This is a genomic window from Ruegeria sp. CJ2 (assembly GCF_056536745.1).
Map to the genome: position 1 here is coordinate 457,736 of NZ_JBQFQF010000001.1, position 19,893 is coordinate 477,628.

Annotated in this window: 22 protein-coding genes; 18 read left to right on the plus strand and 4 right to left on the minus strand. The window is 57.5% G+C overall.

What is annotated here, in order from left to right:
* The first annotated feature begins 11 nt into the window (after positions 1–11).
* From ACR0MS_RS02275 to ACR0MS_RS02290, 4 genes are all read left to right on the plus strand, one after another.
* Positions 12–1,334 (plus strand): PQQ-like beta-propeller repeat protein, encoded by a 1,323-nt coding sequence (locus tag ACR0MS_RS02275; RefSeq protein WP_480568523.1) that lies wholly within the window; start codon positions 12–14, stop codon positions 1,332–1,334.
* A gap of 48 nt (positions 1,335–1,382) precedes the next feature.
* Positions 1,383–2,846 carry a ribosome biogenesis GTPase Der gene (gene der, locus ACR0MS_RS02280; protein WP_171210761.1) on the plus strand — a complete coding sequence of 488 codons (1,464 nt, stop codon included), beginning with the start codon at positions 1,383–1,385 and terminating at the stop codon, positions 2,844–2,846.
* A 165-nt stretch (positions 2,847–3,011) separates the two neighbouring features.
* The gene (locus ACR0MS_RS02285; RefSeq protein ID WP_480568526.1) at positions 3,012–3,998 is read left to right on the plus strand and encodes a fatty acid desaturase; all 987 of its coding nucleotides are present in this window, start codon (positions 3,012–3,014) and stop codon (positions 3,996–3,998) included.
* A 91-nt stretch (positions 3,999–4,089) separates the two neighbouring features.
* Positions 4,090–4,668: a helix-hairpin-helix domain-containing protein gene (locus ACR0MS_RS02290; protein WP_480568529.1), complete on the plus strand. Its 579-nt coding sequence runs from the start codon at positions 4,090–4,092 to the stop codon at positions 4,666–4,668.
* 52 nt (positions 4,669–4,720) lie between these two features.
* Here ACR0MS_RS02290 and serS read toward each other — a convergent pair whose 3' ends face one another.
* Both serS and ACR0MS_RS02300 read right to left on the minus strand, forming a co-directional pair.
* Positions 4,721–6,013, minus strand: coding sequence for a serine--tRNA ligase (gene serS / locus ACR0MS_RS02295; protein ID WP_480568532.1), 1,293 nt, complete (start codon positions 6,011–6,013; stop codon positions 4,721–4,723).
* A 78-nt stretch (positions 6,014–6,091) separates the two neighbouring features.
* Positions 6,092–7,747 (minus strand): mechanosensitive ion channel family protein, encoded by a 1,656-nt coding sequence (locus tag ACR0MS_RS02300; protein WP_480568535.1) that lies wholly within the window; start codon positions 7,745–7,747, stop codon positions 6,092–6,094.
* 202 nt (positions 7,748–7,949) lie between these two features.
* On the opposite strand from ACR0MS_RS02300, the gene yajC reads away from it, so the two are divergent.
* The 10 genes from yajC (at position 7,950) to ACR0MS_RS02350 (ending at position 14,972) form a co-directional block, all read left to right on the plus strand.
* Positions 7,950–8,237, plus strand: a complete 288-nt coding sequence (yajC, locus tag ACR0MS_RS02305) for a preprotein translocase subunit YajC (RefSeq protein ID WP_155151194.1) — start codon at positions 7,950–7,952, stop codon at positions 8,235–8,237.
* 33 nt (positions 8,238–8,270) lie between these two features.
* Positions 8,271–9,932 (plus strand): protein translocase subunit SecD, encoded by a 1,662-nt coding sequence (gene secD / locus ACR0MS_RS02310; protein ID WP_480568538.1) that lies wholly within the window; start codon positions 8,271–8,273, stop codon positions 9,930–9,932.
* A gap of 2 nt (positions 9,933–9,934) precedes the next feature.
* Positions 9,935–10,903, plus strand: coding sequence for a protein translocase subunit SecF (gene secF / locus ACR0MS_RS02315; protein ID WP_480568541.1), 969 nt, complete (start codon positions 9,935–9,937; stop codon positions 10,901–10,903).
* A complete protein-coding gene (locus tag ACR0MS_RS02320) occupies positions 10,890–11,642 on the plus strand; it encodes a TSUP family transporter (protein ID WP_480568544.1) in 753 nt (250 codons plus the stop codon). Before secF ends, ACR0MS_RS02320 begins: the two co-directional genes overlap by 14 nt.
* A 9-nt stretch (positions 11,643–11,651) precedes the next feature.
* Positions 11,652–12,005 (plus strand): Mth938-like domain-containing protein, encoded by a 354-nt coding sequence (locus tag ACR0MS_RS02325; RefSeq protein ID WP_480568548.1) that lies wholly within the window; start codon positions 11,652–11,654, stop codon positions 12,003–12,005.
* 177 nt (positions 12,006–12,182) lie between these two features.
* Positions 12,183–12,797 carry a heme ABC exporter ATP-binding protein CcmA gene (gene ccmA / locus ACR0MS_RS02330; protein ID WP_480568552.1) on the plus strand — a complete coding sequence of 205 codons (615 nt, stop codon included), beginning with the start codon at positions 12,183–12,185 and terminating at the stop codon, positions 12,795–12,797.
* Positions 12,794–13,450 carry a heme exporter protein CcmB gene (ccmB, locus tag ACR0MS_RS02335; RefSeq protein WP_480568555.1) on the plus strand — a complete coding sequence of 219 codons (657 nt, stop codon included), beginning with the start codon at positions 12,794–12,796 and terminating at the stop codon, positions 13,448–13,450. Before ccmA ends, ccmB begins: the two co-directional genes overlap by 4 nt.
* Positions 13,451–13,511: 61 nt before the next feature.
* Positions 13,512–14,285 (plus strand): heme ABC transporter permease, encoded by a 774-nt coding sequence (locus ACR0MS_RS02340; RefSeq protein ID WP_480568558.1) that lies wholly within the window; start codon positions 13,512–13,514, stop codon positions 14,283–14,285.
* Complete coding sequence (ccmD, locus tag ACR0MS_RS02345) at positions 14,282–14,440, plus strand: heme exporter protein CcmD (RefSeq protein ID WP_480568560.1); 159 nt, start codon at positions 14,282–14,284, stop codon at positions 14,438–14,440. Before ACR0MS_RS02340 ends, ccmD begins: the two co-directional genes overlap by 4 nt.
* The gene (locus ACR0MS_RS02350) at positions 14,433–14,972 is read left to right on the plus strand and encodes a DsbE family thiol:disulfide interchange protein (RefSeq protein WP_480568563.1); all 540 of its coding nucleotides are present in this window, start codon (positions 14,433–14,435) and stop codon (positions 14,970–14,972) included. Before ccmD ends, ACR0MS_RS02350 begins: the two co-directional genes overlap by 8 nt.
* A 250-nt stretch (positions 14,973–15,222) precedes the next feature.
* Here the strand turns inward: ACR0MS_RS02350 and ACR0MS_RS02355 are convergent, their stop codons facing one another.
* Positions 15,223–16,122, minus strand: a complete 900-nt coding sequence (locus ACR0MS_RS02355) for a LysR family transcriptional regulator (RefSeq protein ID WP_170412903.1) — start codon at positions 16,120–16,122, stop codon at positions 15,223–15,225.
* A gap of 96 nt (positions 16,123–16,218) precedes the next feature.
* Here ACR0MS_RS02355 and ACR0MS_RS02360 point away from each other — a divergent pair, with 96 nt between their 5' ends.
* On the plus strand, positions 16,219–16,866 hold the full coding sequence (locus tag ACR0MS_RS02360) for a class I SAM-dependent methyltransferase (RefSeq protein ID WP_319544987.1): 648 nt from the start codon (positions 16,219–16,221) through the stop codon (positions 16,864–16,866).
* 54 nt (positions 16,867–16,920) lie between these two features.
* Positions 16,921–17,406 (plus strand): GNAT family N-acetyltransferase, encoded by a 486-nt coding sequence (locus ACR0MS_RS02365; RefSeq protein WP_216598975.1) that lies wholly within the window; start codon positions 16,921–16,923, stop codon positions 17,404–17,406.
* Here ACR0MS_RS02365 and ACR0MS_RS02370 read toward each other — a convergent pair.
* On the minus strand, positions 17,373–18,380 hold the full coding sequence (locus tag ACR0MS_RS02370) for an AraC family transcriptional regulator (protein ID WP_480568567.1): 1,008 nt from the start codon (positions 18,378–18,380) through the stop codon (positions 17,373–17,375). The genes ACR0MS_RS02365 and ACR0MS_RS02370 overlap by 34 nt on opposite strands.
* 137 nt (positions 18,381–18,517) lie before the next feature.
* On the opposite strand from ACR0MS_RS02370, the gene ACR0MS_RS02375 reads away from it, so the two are divergent.
* Both ACR0MS_RS02375 and ACR0MS_RS02380 read left to right on the plus strand, forming a co-directional pair.
* Positions 18,518–19,345, plus strand: a complete 828-nt coding sequence (locus ACR0MS_RS02375; protein WP_171127093.1) for an NmrA family NAD(P)-binding protein — start codon at positions 18,518–18,520, stop codon at positions 19,343–19,345.
* Positions 19,346–19,373: 28 nt separating this feature from the next.
* On the plus strand, positions 19,374–19,778 hold the full coding sequence (locus tag ACR0MS_RS02380) for a DUF4345 domain-containing protein (RefSeq protein WP_171127094.1): 405 nt from the start codon (positions 19,374–19,376) through the stop codon (positions 19,776–19,778).
* Positions 19,779–19,893: the final 115 nt, after the last annotated feature.

Below are 19,893 nucleotides of genomic sequence, written 5' to 3' on the forward strand. Positions count from 1 at the left end.
TTCGGAAAACCATGGTAACAAATCTTTTTTCCCGAGTTGGATTGTCGGTTGCGGCTGTATCCCTGACCGTTCTCGCGGCCTGCGAGGAACCCGAAGTCATCCTGCCCGGTCCGCGTGAAGACATCCGCCCCGCAGCAGACACCGAAACGGTCGAGACGCGCGGGTCCAAGCCAATCAGCCTGCCTGCGCAGAAGGCAAATGCAAGCTGGCCGCAAAGCCCGGGAACGGCGGCGTTCCGCACGACGAACGCGCAACTTCGCGCCACGCCTCAGCGGGTCTGGTCCGCGTCGATTGGCAAAGGCGACTCGCGCAAGCAGCGGATCACGGCGGAACCGGTCGTTGCCGGTGGATTGATCTACACGCTCGATTCCGGGGCGACGGTTTCCGCCGTTTCGCCGCAGGGCCAACGGGTCTGGAGCACGGATCTTATTCCCGCTTCGGATGGCGATTCAGATGCGACGGGCGGCGGCATCGCTTATGCAGATGGTATCCTGTACGTCTCGTCCGGGTTCGGTCGGCTGACCGCGCTGGATGCCAAATCTGGCGCAATCCGGTGGCAAAAACGCCTGAATGCGACTGGCAGCGGTGCACCTCTAGTGAATGGGGGCCTGTTGTATCTTGTGGCCGGGGATGAAACCGGTTGGGCCATTGATACCAAGGACGGCCGCATCGCATGGCAGATCCAAGGTACCCCAAGCGTCGGCAATGTGCTGGGCGCGCCTGCGCCAGTGATTGCGTCTGAATTCGCGGTTTTCGCCTTCGGGTCCGGCGATATTTCCGCGACCTTCCGCAAGGGCGGTATCCGTCGGTGGAACGCCTCGGTCGCCGGAGGGCGGCGGGGTCGGGCCGCAGCTCAGATCATTGACGTGACCGGTGGCCCGATGGTGTCCGGTGACACGATCTTTATCGGGAACCACTCGGGCCGGACTGTGGCCTTTGACGCAGGCTCGGGCGAGCGGAAGTGGACGGCGGATGAGGGCGCGGTCGACACGGTTTGGCCGGCTGGAAACAGCCTATTTCAAATCAGTGACCGCAGTCAGCTTATTCGTCTGGATGCGGCCAGTGGTGAAGTTGTCTGGGCGCAGGACTTGCCTGGCTTTGTGAAGGACAAGCCCAATCGCCGGGGGCCCATTGTGGCGCATTACGGGCCGATCATGGCCGGGGGGCGTCTGGTGATTGCCTCCAACGATGGATACCTTCGGTTCTTCAGCCCGGTCGACGGCACCCTTGTGCATCGGGTCGAAGTGCCCGGTGGCGCGACCACGGCTCCGGTTGTTGCCGGGCAGACGCTTTATGTTGTGTCCACCAAAGGTGATCTACACGCTTTCCGTTGACCGAAAGATGCGCTAAAGGGCGCGTCTGAGTCTTGAAAGTTGAGTATCATGTCGCTGACCCTCGCCATTGTGGGGCGCCCCAATGTGGGCAAATCCACCCTGTTCAACCGCCTCGTGGGTAAACGTCTGGCATTGGTCGACGACCAACCCGGCGTGACGCGTGACCTGCGCGAAGGCGAAGGGCGGTTGGGTGATCTGCGCTTTACCGTGATCGACACGGCGGGGTTGGAAGATGCGACTGACGACAGCCTGCAAGGTCGGATGCGCCGCCTGACCGAACGGGCGGTGGACATGGCCGACGTGTGTCTGTTCATGATCGACGCACGGGTGGGATTGACCCCGACGGATGAGATGTTCGCCGAAATCCTGCGCAAGCGCTCCAAACACGTCATCCTCGCGGCGAACAAGGCAGAAGGCAGCGCAGCGGATGCAGGTGTGCTTGAGGCCTATAACCTTGGACTTGGCGAACCGGTGCGTCTGTCCGGCGAGCACGGCGAGGGGATGACGGACTTGTATGCTCAGTTGATGCCTCTGGCCGACGCTGCGGCTGAAAAGGCGCAGGATGATGCGCCGGAAACCGATATCGAGCTGGATGAGGATGGCGAGGGCGAAACGCCGCTGATCACCGCCGACAAGCCGTTGCAGGTTGCCGTTGTGGGCCGCCCGAATGCCGGGAAATCCACGCTGATCAACAAGATCATGGGCGAAGATCGCCTGCTGACCGGCCCCGAGGCTGGGATCACCCGCGACGCGATCAGCCTTCGGATCGACTGGGCCGACCCAGATGGTAACAGCACCCCGATGCGCATTTTCGACACCGCCGGGATGCGCAAAAAAGCCAAGGTGCAGGAAAAGCTGGAAAAGCTCTCGGTCTCCGATGGGCTTCGCGCGGTGAAATTTGCCGAGGTCGTGGTGGTCCTGCTGGACGCGGCGATTCCGTTTGAACAGCAAGACCTGCGGATTGCGGATCTGGCAGAACGCGAGGGCCGCGCGGTGGTTGTCGCCGTGAACAAATGGGACATCGAAGAGGACAAGCAGGAAAAGCTGCGCGACCTCAAGGAATCCTTCGAACGCCTTCTGCCGCAACTGCGCGGGGCACCTCTGATCACTGTATCGGCCAAAACGGGCCGGGGTTTGGAGCGTCTGCGCGCTGCCATCCTGCGCGCCCATGACGTGTGGAACCGGCGCGTGCCGACCGCTGCGCTGAACCGGTGGTTGACCGCGATGTTGGAACAGCACCCGCCGCCAGCGCCGCAGGGTCGCCGGATCAAGCTGCGCTATATGACGCAGGCCAAGACCCGCCCGCCGGGATTTGTTGTCATGTGCTCGCACCCTGACAAGATGCCCGAAAGCTATAACCGGTATCTGGTCAATGGGCTGCGCGAGGATTTTGATATGCCGGGCACCCCGATCCGCCTGACGTTGCGCGGACAGGGCGACAAGAACCCCTATAAGGGACGCCGCAAGAAAAACGCGGGCGCGCTGGCAAAGCATCTCAAGGGCCGCGCGTAACTGCGCCAATTTTCAGCATTTTTGGCTCAGGGGCGTGACAGCCCCTGTTCCCCGCGTTAGCATTCAGGTGCGTGCATTTGTTTTCGCGCGCGCTGCTTGTTTGCGGAGTTTCCGCACTTAGTTTCGAACCCATATTGAAGCGGGCCATCGTGGGGAGCGGACGTGATGGATTTGAGGGAATATACAAGACAATATGCGGTGCAAGATAATCGTCTGGCCGCGCTAAGTTATTTTGGGACTTTTGCGGTGTATTTCGCGTCGCTGGCCTTGGCGATCATCTATGTGGATCGCTGGTACATCATGATCCCGGCCGGAATCGTTTTCGCATTCGCAGCCGTCCGCCTATACGTCCTGCAACATGACTGTGGGCACCACTCCCTGTTTGAAACGCGCCAACAGAATGAATGGGCCGGGCATGGGCTGTCTCCGTTCACTTTCGCACCATTTGAAGTGATGAAGCAAAATCATAACCTTCATCACTCAGGCATCGGCAACCTCGAGCATCGCGAAACAGGCGAGATTCACACGATGACTGTGCGTGAATGGAACGAATCCGATTGGAAGGCACGGCTGTTTTATCGGCTTTACCGCAACCCTTTCATTCTTGTCCCGGTGGGCGCGCTGTTTACCTATTTCATCCGCTACCGATGGCCCAAGAACACCATCCGGTTCGGTGTAACGGGGGTTCTGCTACACAACCTGTCGATTGTCGTGTTTCTTGGGCTGCTTTACCTGATTGCTGGGTCGACGGGCATTCTGGTCTGGCTGGTGTTTTCCTTGTTGGGCGGGATGTTGGGCGTGTTTCTTGTCTATCTGCAACACAATTTCGAGGACACCTATTGGGACCGCCGCCCGGATTTGGACCCCAAACTGGCCGCGCTGCAGGGATCGTCGGCGCTGGATTTCGGCTGGTGGTTTGACAATGCGGTTGCCTGCATCACATTGCACGATATTCACCATTTCAACGCACGTATTCCGTCTTATCGGCTGCGCGCATGCCACTATAACCTGCCGCCGGAATATACCCCCCGGCGGATCAAATTCCCCGAGGCGGTCGCAGCACTGAACCTGAAATTGTGGGACGAGGATGCAAAGCGCCTTGTTCCATTTCCCAAAAAGGATCGGTCTGCCGGTCTTGCCCATAGTAATTGACGCTTTAGCGAGATCTAACGACACGCTGCCTTGCGGATTTGTATATGCTGTGTATATACAAATATGCAGGGAGACATAGAAAGGACAAAGAATGACCGCAGTGACCGACGTAAAAGGCGTGGGTGAGGCGCTTGGCCAATTGCTGATCGCCAATGGCTTCAAAACGGCCGAAGCCATCGCCAAAGCAACCCCCGACGCTCTGGTCAAAGTCCCTCGAATAGGTGCGGCGCGCGCGCCAGTGCTGATTGCCGCCGCAAAAGAGGCGACGGCTGCCAAACCCGCTGCAAAGCCAGCTACGCGCCGCGCGCCTGCTCGAAAAGCTGCGGCCCGGAAGCCAGCGGCGCGCAAGCCTGCCACGCGCAAGACCGTGGCTGCCGCTGCAGCAGAAAAACGAGCCGAGGAAGCGGCCCGCAAAGCCGCTGAGGAAAAAGCGGCTGCCGAAGCCGCTGAAGCAAAGGCCAAGAAGAAGGCAAAGGCCAAAGCAAAGGCAGAGAAAGCCGCCAAGAAGCGCGCCGAAATGGAGGCCGTGTTCTCGAAAGCCAAGGACAAGGTAAAAGCCAAGGCGAAGAAGGGTAAGAAGTCCAAGAAGGACGACAAGAAAAAAGGCGACAAGAAGAAGGACGCCAAAAAGAGCGAGAAAAAGAAGGATAAAAAAAAGGCGAAGAAGTAATACCCCTTCGCCTACGATCGTTCTGAAACCGGCGGCTTTGGCGCCGGTTTTCTTATGCCAGCGTGCCGTCCAGTTGCAGCGTCAGCTTGCCACCCAGATAAGGGGCCAAGACCTCGGGCAGGGTGACGGTGCCATCGGCGTTCTGGCCGTTTTCCAGCACCGCAATCAGGCAGCGCCCCACCGCCAGGCCCGAGCCGTTCAGCGTGTGGACATATTCCGGCTTGCCACCTCCTTCGGGACGGAAGCGGGCGTTCATGCGGCGGGCTTGGAAATCGCCACAGGTCGAGACCGAGCTGATCTCACGGTATGTGTCCTGACCGGGCAGCCACGCCTCGATGTCATAGGTGCGGCGCGCGCCAAAACCCATGTCGCCGGTGCACAGGATCACGGTGCGATAGGGCACGCCCAGCTTTTCCAGAATGCCCTCGGCGCAGCGCAACATGCGTTTCTGTTCGTCGTCGGAATTGTCCGGATGTGTGACCGAAACCATCTCGACCTTTTCGAACTGGTGCTGGCGCAGCATTCCACGCGTGTCTTTGCCAGCGCTGCCGGCCTCGGACCGGAAGCACAGGGAATGCGCGGTATAGCGGCGGGGCAGGTAATTTTCCTCGATCAGCGTGTCATTGACGATATTGGTCAGCGAGACCTCAGACGTCGGGATCAACCACCAGCCCTCGCGGGTCTGATAGCTGTCCTCGCCGAATTTCGGCAGTTGCCCTGTGCCCTGCATCATCTCGGACAGCACCAGAACCGGACCGTTCACCTCGGTCAGGTCGTTTTCGTTGACATGCGTGTCCAGCATGAACTGCGCCAGCGCGCGGTGAATGCGCGCGACACCGCCGGACAATAGGACAAAGCGCGAGCCAGAGAGTTTGGCGGCGGTCTCGAAATCCATGCCGTGTTGCACGGCTTCGATCTCAAAATGCTCTTTCGGCGCAAAGTCCAACTCGCGGGGGGTGCCCCAGCGGTTGACCTCGACATTGTCGTTTTCATCTGCGCCTTGGGGCACATCCTCGGCGGGGAGGTTGGCAATGCGGATCAACTGGTCGGTTAGCAGCGCGTCCAGATCCTTAGCCTCGGTCTGCATCCGGGCGACTTCGGCCTTCTTCTCGGCGACCAGTGCGCGCAGACGCTCGAATTCGGCCTCGTCGCCGCGACCCTTGGCGGCCCCGACCTCTTTGCTGGCCTTGTTCTGTTCGGCCTGCGCAGTTTCAGCGGCCAAAATCTTGGCGCGGCGGCTTTCGTCCAACCGCAGCAGGTCTGACGACACCGGCGCGTCCCCACGGCGCGCAAGGGCGGCGTCGAAGGCGGCTGGGTTTTCGCGAATGGCGCGGATGTCGTGCATGGTTCAGGTCCTTAAATGCGTGAATCACTGAAACCGCTTATGCACCATCTGAATGGCAGGGTGTAGCACCGGATACGACTATTCATCACCCTCGTGCGTTTCATGCGCCAGATGACCGTCCCAGTCCTGGGCCGGGATTTTCGGCTCGGGCGGGTCAGCCATGTAAGAGGGCGTCATGATCTGCACGTTGTTCTCATTGAACACGGCCACGATGTTGCGATGCAGGTCCGAGCGGATTTTCGGGATAATGCTGCCGCGCGTCGAATACCCGTTGATCTGATAATTGATCGCGTAGTCAGCCAAAGCGGTCCACAAAACAAAGGGTTCCGGCTTGGCCTTGATCCCCTTGGTGCGGCGCGCGGCCTCGATCAGCATAGCCTCGACTTTTTCAGACGGCTCCTCGTATCCGATGCCGACGGTGGTGTGCAAAAGCAGCCCGCTGCCGTCGGTTTTCTTCGAAAAATTCACCACGTCCGAATTCATAAGCTGCGCATTGGGGATCGAGATCAGCTCGTTCTTGATCGACTTCAGATGCGTTTCCATCAGCTTGATCTGAACGACATCTCCGATGTGGTCGCCGATCTGGATACGGTCCCCAATCGAGGTCGAGCGGCGATAAATCACGAAAAGCCCGGCCAGCATGTTGGACACGACCGAGTTCGCGCCCAGCGACAACATCGCGCCGACCAGAATGGTCAGTCCTTGGAAGGCGGCAGAATCTGAGCCGGGGATATAGGGCACGGCAAACACAAGCGCGATCAGGATGACGACGACCCGAGCGATGTTGAAGGTCGGGTTGACCCAGTGGCGTTCGAAATCGCCCATGTCAAACGTGCCCGCCTCGACCGCATCAAAGAAAACGCGCATGCCTTTGATGATGTACATCGTCACCCAGGTGATCAGCGCCAGCATGATCAGGTTAGGGATGTAGCTGATGATTCCCTTGAAGATCAGCAGAACCGGTTCTGTCAGGTACGTCAGCAACAATTGAGCGAAATACCGGGTCTCGGCAAAGGCCAAAAGGACGAAAGACAGGTAGTAGTAGAACCCAAGGAAGAAAATCACGAGCAGGACAAAGTTCAGCCCGTACCGCACCAATGCCGCGATCGCTTCGGCCTGAACGCTTTTGGCAGTGGCGGTCTCGACATCCTTCAGGTGACGTTTCACGAGTTTTATGGTTCGACGTCTGATCCGTCGATGTATCCAAAGGATCAAAGCGACGAACGCGGCAAAACCTGCCGTCCACGCGATGGCTTCGATTGCACCGGATACGCGGGCTTGCTCGGTCCGGTTGGCCCGGTATGCCACGATTGCTTCTTCGATCGCTTCGCCGTGGAGGAAACTGAGAACGTCCAGTTCCATCTGTTCCAGCTCGGAATCGGCGACGGTGACCATCGACACTGCAACCCCGTCAACAAGGATGCGGGTGCCCAGTTCCGTTTCCTCATAGGAAATTGCCACGGACGGGCTATCGGAAGATTCGGCCGCTTCGATGATGTTGTCCTGAACGGATTCTGCACGCTCTGGCGCGGGCAGGGCGCTTGAACCCCTTAGGAAGAACAGCGTGTCGCCGTCCACGATCACCGGGGCTTTGAACGCATCAGACTGTTCTTCGGCAGTTTCGGTTGGCGCGTCCGTTTCCTGGGCGAATGCCAAGGGTGCAAACAACGCGACCCACAAGACTGCAAGCAGCAGTCGGTTAAACAGGCCAAGGGTATGGATTATTTGCGTCATTCGCCCTCCCACGGCTCAACTATATCTATCCAAACCGGTGTTCCTAGAACGCAGCCGCAACTTCGGCCTGTCACTGTGATTAATATGAGCCAATCATTGAAAAAACCTGCGCCACCATTCCTTGCAAACAGGCGGTTCAAAGAATAGGTTCTCGCCAAATTTGCGGAGCACTTCCGCAATACCAAACCAAAAGGAATATCCCATGGAAGGTGGCGCAATCGCCCAGTTTCTCCCGCTGATCCTGATCTTCGCGATCATGTATTTCCTGCTGATCCGTCCGCAGCAGAAGAAGATGAAGGAACACCAGGCCATGGTCGAGGCTGTGCGCCGGGGCGATCAGGTGGTCACCCAGGGTGGTCTGATCGGCAAAGTGTCGAAGGTCAAAGAAGGCGACAACGAGATCGAGGTCGAGATTGCAGAAGGCGTCAAGGTCCGTGTGGTCAAATCGACCATTGCGCAGGTTTTGAACAAGACCGAGCCAGCGAAGTAACTTCGCGCAACATCTCGTTGAAAAGGCAGGGTAATGCTGCAAATTGATACCTGGAAGCGGGTTCTGATCTGGGCGGTCTGTGTGATCGGTCTGCTGATGGCCCTGCCGAATGCGTTTTACACGCGCGTCGAGCAATCCAACGACGCCAAGGCCGCGATCGAGCTTGGGGTAGACACCCCCGAGATGCAGGCCGAGGCGGGGCAATGGCCGAATTGGTTGCCATCCTCTCTGGTCAATCTTGGCCTCGATCTGCGCGGGGGTGCGCATCTGCTGGCCGAAGTGCAGGTCAGTGATGTCTACGAATCCCGCATGGATGCGATGTGGCCGGAAATCCGCGACGCATTGCGTGATGAGCGGGGCACCGTTGGCACTATCCGCCGTCAGGATTCGGCACCCGATGAGATTCGCGTGCGCATCAGCCAACCCGAAGGTATGCCCCGCGCGCTGGAAGTCGTGCGTGGGCTGGCCCGTCAGGTGCAAACTCTGACCGGAGTAGGGGCCACCGATATCGAGGCGCGTGCCGAGGGTGACACCATCGTCGTGCAACTGTCCGAGGCTGAACGGCTTGCCTCGGACGACCGCACAGTGCGTCAGTCGCTTGAGATCATTCGCCGCCGGATCGACGAGGTCGGCACCCGAGAGCCAACGATTCAGCGGCAGGGTACGGACCGGATTCTGATTCAGGTTCCGGGCATCGGCAGCGCGGGTGAGTTGAAAGAGATCATCGGCACAACTGCGCAGCTTACCTTTAACCCGGTTGTCAGCCGTGGGACCAACCCCGATGCCGTCGCTGGTGTGGGTGAAAAAGTCGTCCCATCCATCGACGAAGACGGCGTGTATTACACACTTGATGCGGCACCGGTGGTGACGGGCGAAGAACTGGTGGATGCGCAACCTGCGTTCGACCAGAACGGTCGCCCTGCGGTGAACTTCCGGTTCAACACGTCCGGAGCCCGCAAATTCGGCGATTATACGCTGGAAAACATCGGCGCGCCCTTTGCGATTGTGCTGGATGATGAGGTGATCTCGGCCCCCGTGATCCAAAGCCATATTCCGGGCGGGTCGGGCATTATCACCGGCAATTTCACCGTTGAAGAAAGCACCAACCTTGCCGTTCTGCTGCGCGCGGGTGCCCTGCCTGCCGGGTTGGAGTTCCTGGAAGAGCGCACCATCGGTCCGGAACTGGGCCAAGACAGCATCGACGCCGGTAAGGTCGCGACCATCGTGGCCTTTGTCGCCGTGCTGGTCTTTATGGCGCTCAGCTATGGTTTGTTCGGTGTCTTTGCCAATATCGCGCTGATCCTGAACGTGGGGCTGCTGTTTGGCCTGCTGTCGATGATCGGGGCGACGCTGACCCTGCCGGGGATCGCGGGTATCGTGCTGACGGTCGGTATGGCGGTGGACGCGAACGTGCTGATCTTTGAACGTATCCGCGAGGAACTGAAATCCGCCCGTGGTCCAGCGCGAGCCATCGAACTGGGCTATGAAAAGGCGCTGTCGGCGATTCTGGATGCAAACGTCACCACCTTCATCACCGCCGTGATCCTGTTTGCCATGGGCAGCGGGCCGGTGCGCGGCTTTGCCATCACATTGGGTCTGGGTATCCTCACCTCGGTCTTCACCGCGATCTTCGTGACGCGCCTGATGATCGTGATGTGGTTTGAACGCCGCCGCCCGAAAACGATCGAGGTTTGATCATGAGACTGAAACTTGTCCCGCAAAATACCTCGTTCGATTTCTTCAGCCGCTGGAAGGTCTGGCTGGGAATCTCTGGCCTGATGATGGTGATCGCGTTCACGTCCTTCATGCTGCAAGGGCTGAACTTCGGTATCGACTTCCGGGGCGGCACAACGATCCGAACACAGTCGGCGCAGGAAATCGACGTTGGTGCCTATCGCGACGCTATTGCGCCGCTGGAGCTGGGTGATGTCACCATCACCGAGATTTTCGACCCGACTTTCGGCGAAGACGAAAACGTCGCCATGATCCGCATTCAGGCGCAAGCCGATGCCGAGGCGGTTTCGGCCGCAACTGTCACAGCAGTGGAGGCGGCCTTGAAGGGGGCAGCCCCCGATATCCAATTTGTGTCCGTCGAATCCGTCGGTCCCAAAGTCTCGGGCGAACTCATCCAAACAGCCGTGATCGCCGTCGTCCTCGCCATCGGAGCCGTGCTTGTCTATATCTGGCTGCGCTTCGAGTGGCAGTTCGCATTGGGCGCCGTGGCCGCACTGGTTCATGACGTGATCCTGACCATCGGCATTTTCTCGGAACTGCAAATCCGCTTCGATCTGGCCATCATCGCGGCCCTGTTGACTATCGTGGGCTATTCGCTGAACGACACCGTGGTCGTCTTCGACCGCGTGCGCGAGAACTTACGCAAATACAAAAAGAAAGAGCTGAAAGAGGTCCTGAACATCTCGATCAACGAAACCCTCAGCCGGACAGTCATGACCTCGGTTACGACACTTCTGGCGCTGATCTCGCTCTATGTGCTGGGCGGGGACGTCATCCGGGGCTTTGTCTTCGCGATGATCTGGGGTGTGATCGTGGGAACCTATTCCTCGGTCTTCGTGGCCTCGACCATCCTGCTGTGGTTGGGAGTTAAACGCGACTGGTCCAAGCCGTCGAACACGGCGGGCAACCAGTTTGCCAATGTCGATGCCTGATGTTTTCGGCCAGTCCCCGACGGGGCTGGCCGTCATCATTTTTGCCGCATTCCTGGGCGGCATTGTCCGCGGCTTTTCCGGCTTTGGAACCGCGCTGATCTTCTTACCGATTGCAACGCCCTATCTAGGCCCGTTCGGGGCGCTGATCGGCCTGACCATAATGGATATCTTCGGACCGCTGCCGAATGTGCGCCGCGCTTGGGGGGATGTAGACCGGGGCGACTTGTCCCGGCTTGTCGGAGGCTGCGCGATAATGCTCCCCGTGGGCTTGTGGCTGCTGACGCAAGTCGAGCCGGACGTTTTTCGCTATACGGTCAGTATTCTGGCAATCGCGATGCTGGTGATCTTGATTTCGGGGCTGCGCTATCACGGTCATGTCGGTCGAAAAATGGTTATGGGCATAGGAGCTGCAGCAGGGTTTCTGGGCGGAGTTGCGGGGCTGCCCGGACCTGCAGTTATTCTCTTCTATATGTCGCGGCCCCTACCGGTTGAGGTTATTCGCGCCACCATCTTACTTTTTCTGTTCGCCTTCGATTTTCTGATCTTGGGTTACCTGTTCGGCATGGGATTGGTGACGCTGTCGGCGGCCGTATTGGGATTTGTACTGGCGATACCGAACTTATTGGGCAATTGGCTCGGTGGCTGGCTGTTCCGGCCCTCGCGTGAGAAAGCCTATCGCATGGCCGCCTACCTTGCGATCGCGCTTGCGGCCTTGTCGGGTCTGCCTCTTTGGGGCTAGAACGCATCCATGCGCCTGAATGAGATCACATATAACAACGCAGTTCCGGTCGACGGATATGGTCCGGGGTTCTTCCGGATTGGTGGCGAAATCCACGAAGGGACGGTTCTGACCAGTCCTCAGGGGACAACGGTTTGGAATGGCTATGCCGACGAAGCCGCATTGCTGGCGCTGGCCGATCACATAGATGTCCTGTTCATCGGAACTGGGGCCGAACTTGCCCATATCCCCGCCGATCTCCGAACCAAACTGGAAAGCGCGGGCATTGGGGTCGAGATCATGAGCTCTCCCGCTGCGTGTCGTACCTACAATGTATTGCTGTCCGAGGGGCGCCGCATAGCACTTGCCCTAATCCCTGTCTAAATCCATCTTCATCTGGCTAATAGTATCCCGATGAGCCGGCATTGGTGCGCCATTGGTTCAAGCGCCAATGGCGGCGGGGCTGCCCCCTCACTTCTGCCAGTGTCAACCCAAACCTCATTAAAGCACTGCGGCAAATCCTGCCTTTTGTCCCTTCGTGCAATCCGTTAAGCGAAAGACATGACACTGACTGTAACCGAACTGGCCATCGCCCGAGGCGGCGTTCCCGTGCTCGAAGGGCTCAGCTTTGCGCTTCCCCCCGGCAAGGCGCTGATCTTGCGCGGACCGAACGGGATCGGCAAGACAACCCTTCTTCGGACACTTGCGGGGCTGCAACCTCCGATCACGGGCCGTGTTGACGGGGCCGAGGATCAGATCGCCTATGCGTCACATTCTGACGGGATAAAGCCAACTTTGACCGTGGTCGAGAATTTGGCGTTTTGGGCTTCGGTTTTTGGCACAAAGGATATTCAACCCGCATTGGATGCCTTTGCCCTGAATGAGCTGTCGGACCGGCATGCGGGCAACCTGTCGGCCGGGCAGAAAAGGCGGCTTGGGTTGGCACGGATGCTGGTCACGGGGCGGCCGATCTGGATGCTGGACGAACCCACTGTCTCGCTGGACCAGAACGCGGTGAAGATGTTTGCCGACGCCGTGCGCGCACATCTGGGGCAGGGCGGCTCGGCCCTGATCGCCACCCATATCGACCTAGGCCTGGACGGAGAGGTTCTGGATGTCGGCCCCAACAAGGCCAAACCCAAACCCATCGACGATTTCGACGGAGGCTTCCTGTGATCGCCCTGCTGCTGCGCGACCTGAAACTGGCCTTCCGCGCGGGCGGAGGTTTTGGCCTTGGACTGGCCTTCTTCCTAATCGTTACCGTGCTGGTGCCGTTCTCGGTCGGCCCGCAATCCTCTCTGCTGTCGACCATCGCGCCTGGTGTGCTTTGGTTGGGCGCATTGTTGGCCTGCCTGCTGTCACTGGATCGCCTGCTGGCACTGGATTGGGAGGACGGCTCGCTCGACCTACTGGCCACGGCACCGCTGCCGCTGGAATCGGTGGTGACGGTCAAGGCGCTGGCTCATTGGCTGACTACTGGCCTGCCTCTGGTTCTGGCCGCGCCCTTTCTGGGTGTGCTGCTGAACCTGCCCGCGCCGGGCTTTTCATGGCTGGTGATCTCGCTGCTGATCGGCACCCCGGCCATGAGCGTCATCGGCACCTTCGGTGCAGCCCTGACCGTGGGGCTAAAACGCGGCGGCTTGCTGCTGTCGCTACTGGTCCTGCCGCTCTACGTGCCCACACTGATCTTTGGCGCCGAGGTTGCCCGCCGCGGCGCAACAGGGATGGAGACACAAACCCCATTGCTTATGCTGGCGGGGATTACCGCCGCGACAATTGCGCTGCTGCCCTTTGCCAGCGCCGCCGTTTTGCGTATCAACCTTCGGTGACCCGTTCAAAGATTGACCAAGGTCAATTGAGAACGAAACCGACTCGGACTAGATAAGGCCCATGTCTATCGCAGCCAAAGCCAACGCCCTGTGGGAATACGCCAATCCACGCAAGTTCCTTGCCACCAGCGAACGGGTGATGCCGTTTTTCTGGATCACCTCTATCGCGTGCATCGTGGTGGGGCTTGTCTGGGGGTTCTTCTTCACGCCGGATGACTACAAGCAGGGATCGACCGTCAAGATCATCTATCTGCACGTCCCGGCGGCGCTGATGGCGATCAATTGCTGGCTGATGATGCTGGCAACCTCGCTGGTCTGGCTGGTCCGCCGCCACCATGTCAGCGCATTGGCAGCCCGGGCCGCAGCCCCCATTGGCATTGCGATGACGCTGATCGCGCTGGCGACAGGCGCGATTTGGGGCCAGCCCATGTGGGGTACATGGTGGGCCTGGGATCCGCGCCTGACCTCATTCCTGATCCTGTTCCTGTTCTATCTGGGCTACGTTGCCTTGTGGGAAGCGATCGAGGACCCTGACACCGCTGCCGACCTGACCTCGGTTCTGTGTCTTGTAGGCTCGGTCTTTGCGATCCTCAGCCGCTATGCGGTGAATTTCTGGAATCAAGGGCTGCATCAGGGGGCCTCGGTCATGCGCGCGGCTGCCATTACCGGATCGGATACGGAAGAAAAGGTCAGTAATATCTATTTCTACCCGCTGCTTTTGTGCATCATCGGGTTCGTGCTGTTGTTCATCGCACTGGTGCTGTACCGCACGGGCACGGAAATTCGCGCGCGCCGGATCAAGGCTCTGCTGGCACGGGAAAGGGTAAACGGATGATCCCTGATCTTGGAAAATATGCGGACACGGTGATGTGGTCCTACGTCGTTTCCATCGGCCTTTTGGTTGCTCTGGTCGCCTTCAGCGTGATGCGTGGGCGCAAGGTTCGGGCCGAACTGGAAAAGGTCGAAGACAGGATGACCCGACATGGCTAAAATATCGCCGTTGATGATCGCACCGCCCGTGATTTTTGGAATCTTTGCGATCACTGCCTTGGTTCAGTTGCAAAGGGGCTCTGATGAAACGCTGCCGTCTGCACTTGAGGGGCATCCTGCGCCGCCGGTTGTTTTGACCGAATTCCCCGGAAAGGCCAGCTTTGATGACGCCACCCTGCGCGATGGTGAGGTCAAACTAGTGAACTACTGGGCCAGTTGGTGCGCGCCCTGTCGGGTTGAGCATCCCAACCTTCAAGCGCTTTCGGACGAGGGCATCCCGGTCTATGGCATCAACTACAAAGATCAGTTGAGCAATGCCGAGCGCTTTCTGACGGAACTGGGTGATCCTTACGCCGGGATCGGACGCGATGAGCAGGGACGACTGGGTCTTGACTGGGGCGTCTATGGCGTGCCGGAAACCTATGTCATTGATGGTCAGGGCACGATCATCCTGCGGTTTCCCGGACCAATAACGCAGCGCGTAATCGAAAGCACGATCCGACCGGCACTCGAAAAGGCGGCAGCCAACTAAACCCCGCCCCTTCTTCTGTTCAAAAATACTTCGGAGCGCGAGGCAGAGCCTCGCAAAAAAAGGACGCCAAAAGGCCAAGGCCCTATAGGTAAATGTTGAAAGAGGTTGAGAGTTCAGCCTCTTTCCTTTTGTGCTCAGATTGAGAAGTTCGAAAATTGCCGCCAACTATCAGACGTTCGATTTTGGTGCAGCGAAGGACCGCTTCGAGCCCGAAGCAGACTCCGGTTCACGACACCAGGCCAACGCACGTTCAATAATTTGTCCGCGAGCCGAGATGGTCTGCAAGCTGATCAAAAACCAACCTGATCCTTCGCGCTGTTTGTAACTCAGAGTGTGTGGCCAACCAGATAGGAAATTTGAATGGTTCGCGTTCGGGCAGAACACGCTCCACACCGGGTGTAAGGGCCGCCACATCGTCTGACATAACACTAATGCCGAAGCCTTGGCGCACAAGCTCCCATGACACTATCCCGCTCTGCGATCCAATCCGAAAATTCTTGCGGGTTACTTCGATGTCAGCCGGATTGAGAAATCCAATCATCGTGTCAACATCGCCAAAGCCGACGAAATCCAACTTAGCAAGTTCGTCTTCATTTCGTGGTCGCCCAACCTGTTCGAGGTATGAAGGGGCAGCGTAAAAATGTGCCGTCGCTTCTGCCACGAGCTTTGCAATCAGATCCGGTTGTGTCGGGCGCACATGCCGAATTGCGATATCTGCCTCGCGCCGCTGTATGTCTCGTATGTCATTTGCTGCGACAACGTCGATCTCAAGCCGCGGTGCCGCGAGCCTGATCTGTTTGAGAATAGGCGGTAGCTGATAGGCTGACATCACGTCTGACGCAGTGATCCTGACTTGCCCTTCAACTGCTTGTGACTGGCTTGTTGCGGTCAGAGAAATTCTGTTAGCGACATTTGCCATTTCACTGACATGCACCAAAAGCTCAGCACCGGCTGTTGTCAGATTAAGCGACTTGCCAACCCTTTCAAACAAGGTGACGCCAAGCGCCTGTTCCAGCGCGGCGACCTGACGACCGACGGTTGGCTGGGTCTGCTCAAGCACGCGCGCCGCGGCGGAAAACGAGCCTTCTTCTGCCGTTGCAAGAAAGGACCGAGCCTGGTTCCAATCGAAATTGATAGCCTTCCAATTCATGCATTAATGCATAACAGTTCTGCAATATCTGGCAATTTAATAAATCGGCGTTTTAAGATATTGGCTGCGGTGACAACAAAGGAAAAGAGAAACGATATGGCTGCATTGTCCAAAGATGCCGCATTTTGGAGCAAGATTTCGCGCAAATATGCGGCTGATCCTATCCGAAATATGGAAGGGTATCTGAACACGCTCGAACGTACAAAGTCCTACCTGAAAGCCGAAGACAGCGTGCTGGAAATCGGGTGTGGGACGGGGTCAACCGCGTTGCTACTGGCACCACATGTGGCTCAAGTCACTGCCTCCGATCTCGCACCGGGGATGATCGAAATCGCCAACGAAAAACTCGCTGAAGAAGAGCTGGAGAATGTAACGTTCAAAGTGGCCGAGGTTCTGCAGCACGATCCTAACGACGGTTCTTACGACGCTGTCCTCGCACATAATCTACTGCACCTTGTGCCCGATATGGGCCATGCACTCGAACACATTGCGACCCTTACAAAACCCGGTGGGGTATTCATTTCCAAGACCGTTTGCGCTCCAGAGAGTGGAGGGTTCAAATATGGCATAATCAGCCGAATAGCGATCCCGATTATGCAGGTGCTCGGGAAAGCTCCGTTCGTAAATTTTGTATCCGTAGCTGAACTCCAGCTCGCCATTGAACTTGCGGGCTTCGATATCGTCGAGACAGCGGATCAAGCCGGGTTATTGCCGAGCCGGTACATTGTCGCGAGAAAGCTGTGAAACAGTATTCGCGCCATAATTACTCTGCATGCAAGGGACAGCTCGGGCCATCAAATGAGTATAATGATAAAAGATGGGATTTCATTTGCACGCCTTTCGGAAATCGATCCGAATGACATTGCGGTTCATATGTCCGACCCCCGGGTAGCAGAGCATATGCCGCTTTTGACGTTCAAATGGAATGTTGACGTCGCAAGAGAGTTTATCGCCAAGAAGGAAGGCTACTGGGCACGGGACGGTCTTGGACATTGGGCATTTTTGTCAGGCGGTCGGTATGTTGGTTGGGGGGGCTTTCAAAAAGAAGATGACGAATGGGATTTTGGGTTGGTTTTGCGGCCCGACGCCTTTGGCCTTGGGAAACGGATTTCCAAAATGGCAATCGACTTTGCGATTGCTGACAAACGTATCCCCTTTGTCACGTTTCTGCTGCCACCAAGTAGAAAAAATCTGGGTGCGCTCCGGAAACTCGGTGCCAAACACATCGGCGAGATCGAATACGAAGATGCTCAGTTTCTCAAGTTTCGCCTGGATACGGAATGAACTCCGTTCTTTCTGATTTTTCCCGGTGGTGCGCCAAATACCCGTTTAAAGGCTTTGTTGAACGCAGGCTCTGACAAGTATCCGATGTCAGCGGCAATCTGCGAGATTGGTTGATCGGTGGACACCAACCTTTCGCTGGCAAGGTGCATACGCCACGTTGCAAGATACTGGATTGCTGGAACGCCTACCAACTCAGTAAACCGTGCCGCGAAAGCGGATCTGGACATACCAGCAACCTCCGCGAGAGACTCGACTGTCCAACCCGAAGCAGGCGCACGGTGAATCGCGACTATCGTGCGCCCGATCTGCGGGTCTCGCGCAGCTTTTAACCAGCCTCGATCTGCATCGGGTGCGCTGTTCAGCCAACGACGAATGGCCTCAATGACAACCACATCGGCCAGTCGCGTGATCACGGTTTCGCCGCCCGGTCTCAATTCCCGCGCCTCTTTTGCGATGAATTGCAAAGTTGCCTGTAACCAGCTTCCGGCGTCCTCCTCCCACGGGTCGATTTTGAGTACATCCGGAAGCAAACGCATCAACATATCACTGGCGGCGTGATCTATTCGGACCAAGCCGTACATGATGCCCGTCTCCGCGCCGCCGCCGCCGTATTCCAGTGTTTCATAAAGCTCGGTTACCTTGCGAATGGGCAACTCCTCCAGCGTCAAAAGCGGCGTGTCATCTGAGCTAAAGAAACCGACCGGAGCTCCGTTGGTCATCAAGACCAGATCGCCTTTTTCGACCTCGAACGGGTCATCGTCACCGACCTTCATCAAGCACCGCCCGTGTGTGATGACCGCAAAACTCAGTACGCCGGGAAATCCCGGTATCGATACGCCCCATGGTGCAGTCATGCGAGACTGGCAATAGAATGTACCTGTCAATTTCAGCAAATGGAGGATTTCCCCCAGCGGATCGCCGATCGGCTGTGCCAGTGCATCTGGGTCAGGGACATGCGGTTCAACCTTGTTCATGTGGGGACCTTGGCTGAAATTTAGCTCTTCGTCTATCGAATTTGGACGATCGAATAAGAATATCGGATTCTGAAGAATAGAACATCTCTATTGATTGCCTAATTTCGGGCCATCAAGTGAACTCATGGAGATGACCAATGATACAGCAAACCATTCTTGTACTTGGCGCAACAGGCAAAACCGGATCGCGGATCGCGACACGTCTGGAAGAAAAAGGGCAGACAGTCCGGCGCGCATCGCGGAACAGTGAAACGCCATTTGACTGGGAACAACCGCAGACCTGGCCCGCAATCCTGGAAGGCGTCTCGTCTGCCTATATTTCTTACTTTCCTGACATCGCTTTTCCAGGCGCGGTTGAGCAAGTCGAAGCCTTCACAGCATTGGCTCGTGAAAAGGGATTACGGCGTTTTGTGCTGCTAACCGGGCGTGGCGAGTTTCATGCGGAACGAGCGGAAGCAGTCGTACGCAATTCCGGAGTTCCGTTCACTATCGTTCGTGCAGCATGGTTTGCACAAAACTTCTCTGAAGGGGCATTGCTTGGTCCGGTCATGGCAGGTGTCTTGCCGATGCCCGCCGGTGATGTACGCGAACCAATCATCGACGTGGACGACATCGCCGATGTTGCCGTAGCTGCTTTGACAGAAGAAGGACACGACGGCGAACTGTACGAGGTCACGGGACCACGCCTCATGACGTTTGCTGACATTGCCGCAGAGCTTTCGCGTGCCATGGGACGGACTGTGCAATACCTGCCAATTTCATTCGAAGACTTCCACGCGGAAATTGCCCATGCGAATGGCGAGATGATTGCTGATGTGATTACGGACATCGCGCGTGAAACGCTGGACGGGCGCAATGCGAACCTCGCGGACGGGGTCCAGCGTGCGCTTGGACGCGCGCCACGCGACTTCGCCGACTTCGCAAACAAAGCTGAAATGTCTGGCGCGTGGACCAAAGCCGCTTAAGCCAGGCCAAAGGACATTGGAGACAAACATGAAACTTGAACTTAGAGGCAGACTTATCTTGGGCATGTCCGGATTAACGGCATTCGCCATAGGTCTGGCCATCACTCTGGACCCACAGTCTTTCTACGCCAACTACGGCATCGTACTCTCGCCGCAGCCAAACCTGATGAGTGAGTTGCGTGCACCTGCTGCCAATCTCGCGGTACTTGGCCTGATCATTTTGTGCGGAGCATTTTACAAAAAGTTGGTCCAGGCCTCAGCCTTGCTTGGGGCTACGGTTTTCTCAGCTTTCGCCGTGGGCAGGACGATCAGTTTCGTCCTCGATGGTTGGCCATCCGAAAACATTCTTGCCGCATTTGCGATAGAGGTTTTGCTTGCGGTGTTGTGTTTGTGGGTTGTCGGTGGAAATGCGAAATCTGCAGCGCCGGCCTGAGACGGCTTTGTCCGCAGAGCAGCCTTAGCGTAACGCAAAAACGAACGGCGTTTTTTTTGCTTGCCGAGTTCAGAAACTGAAGAGATCCCGATCATACACAAAGCCCTTTGCAATA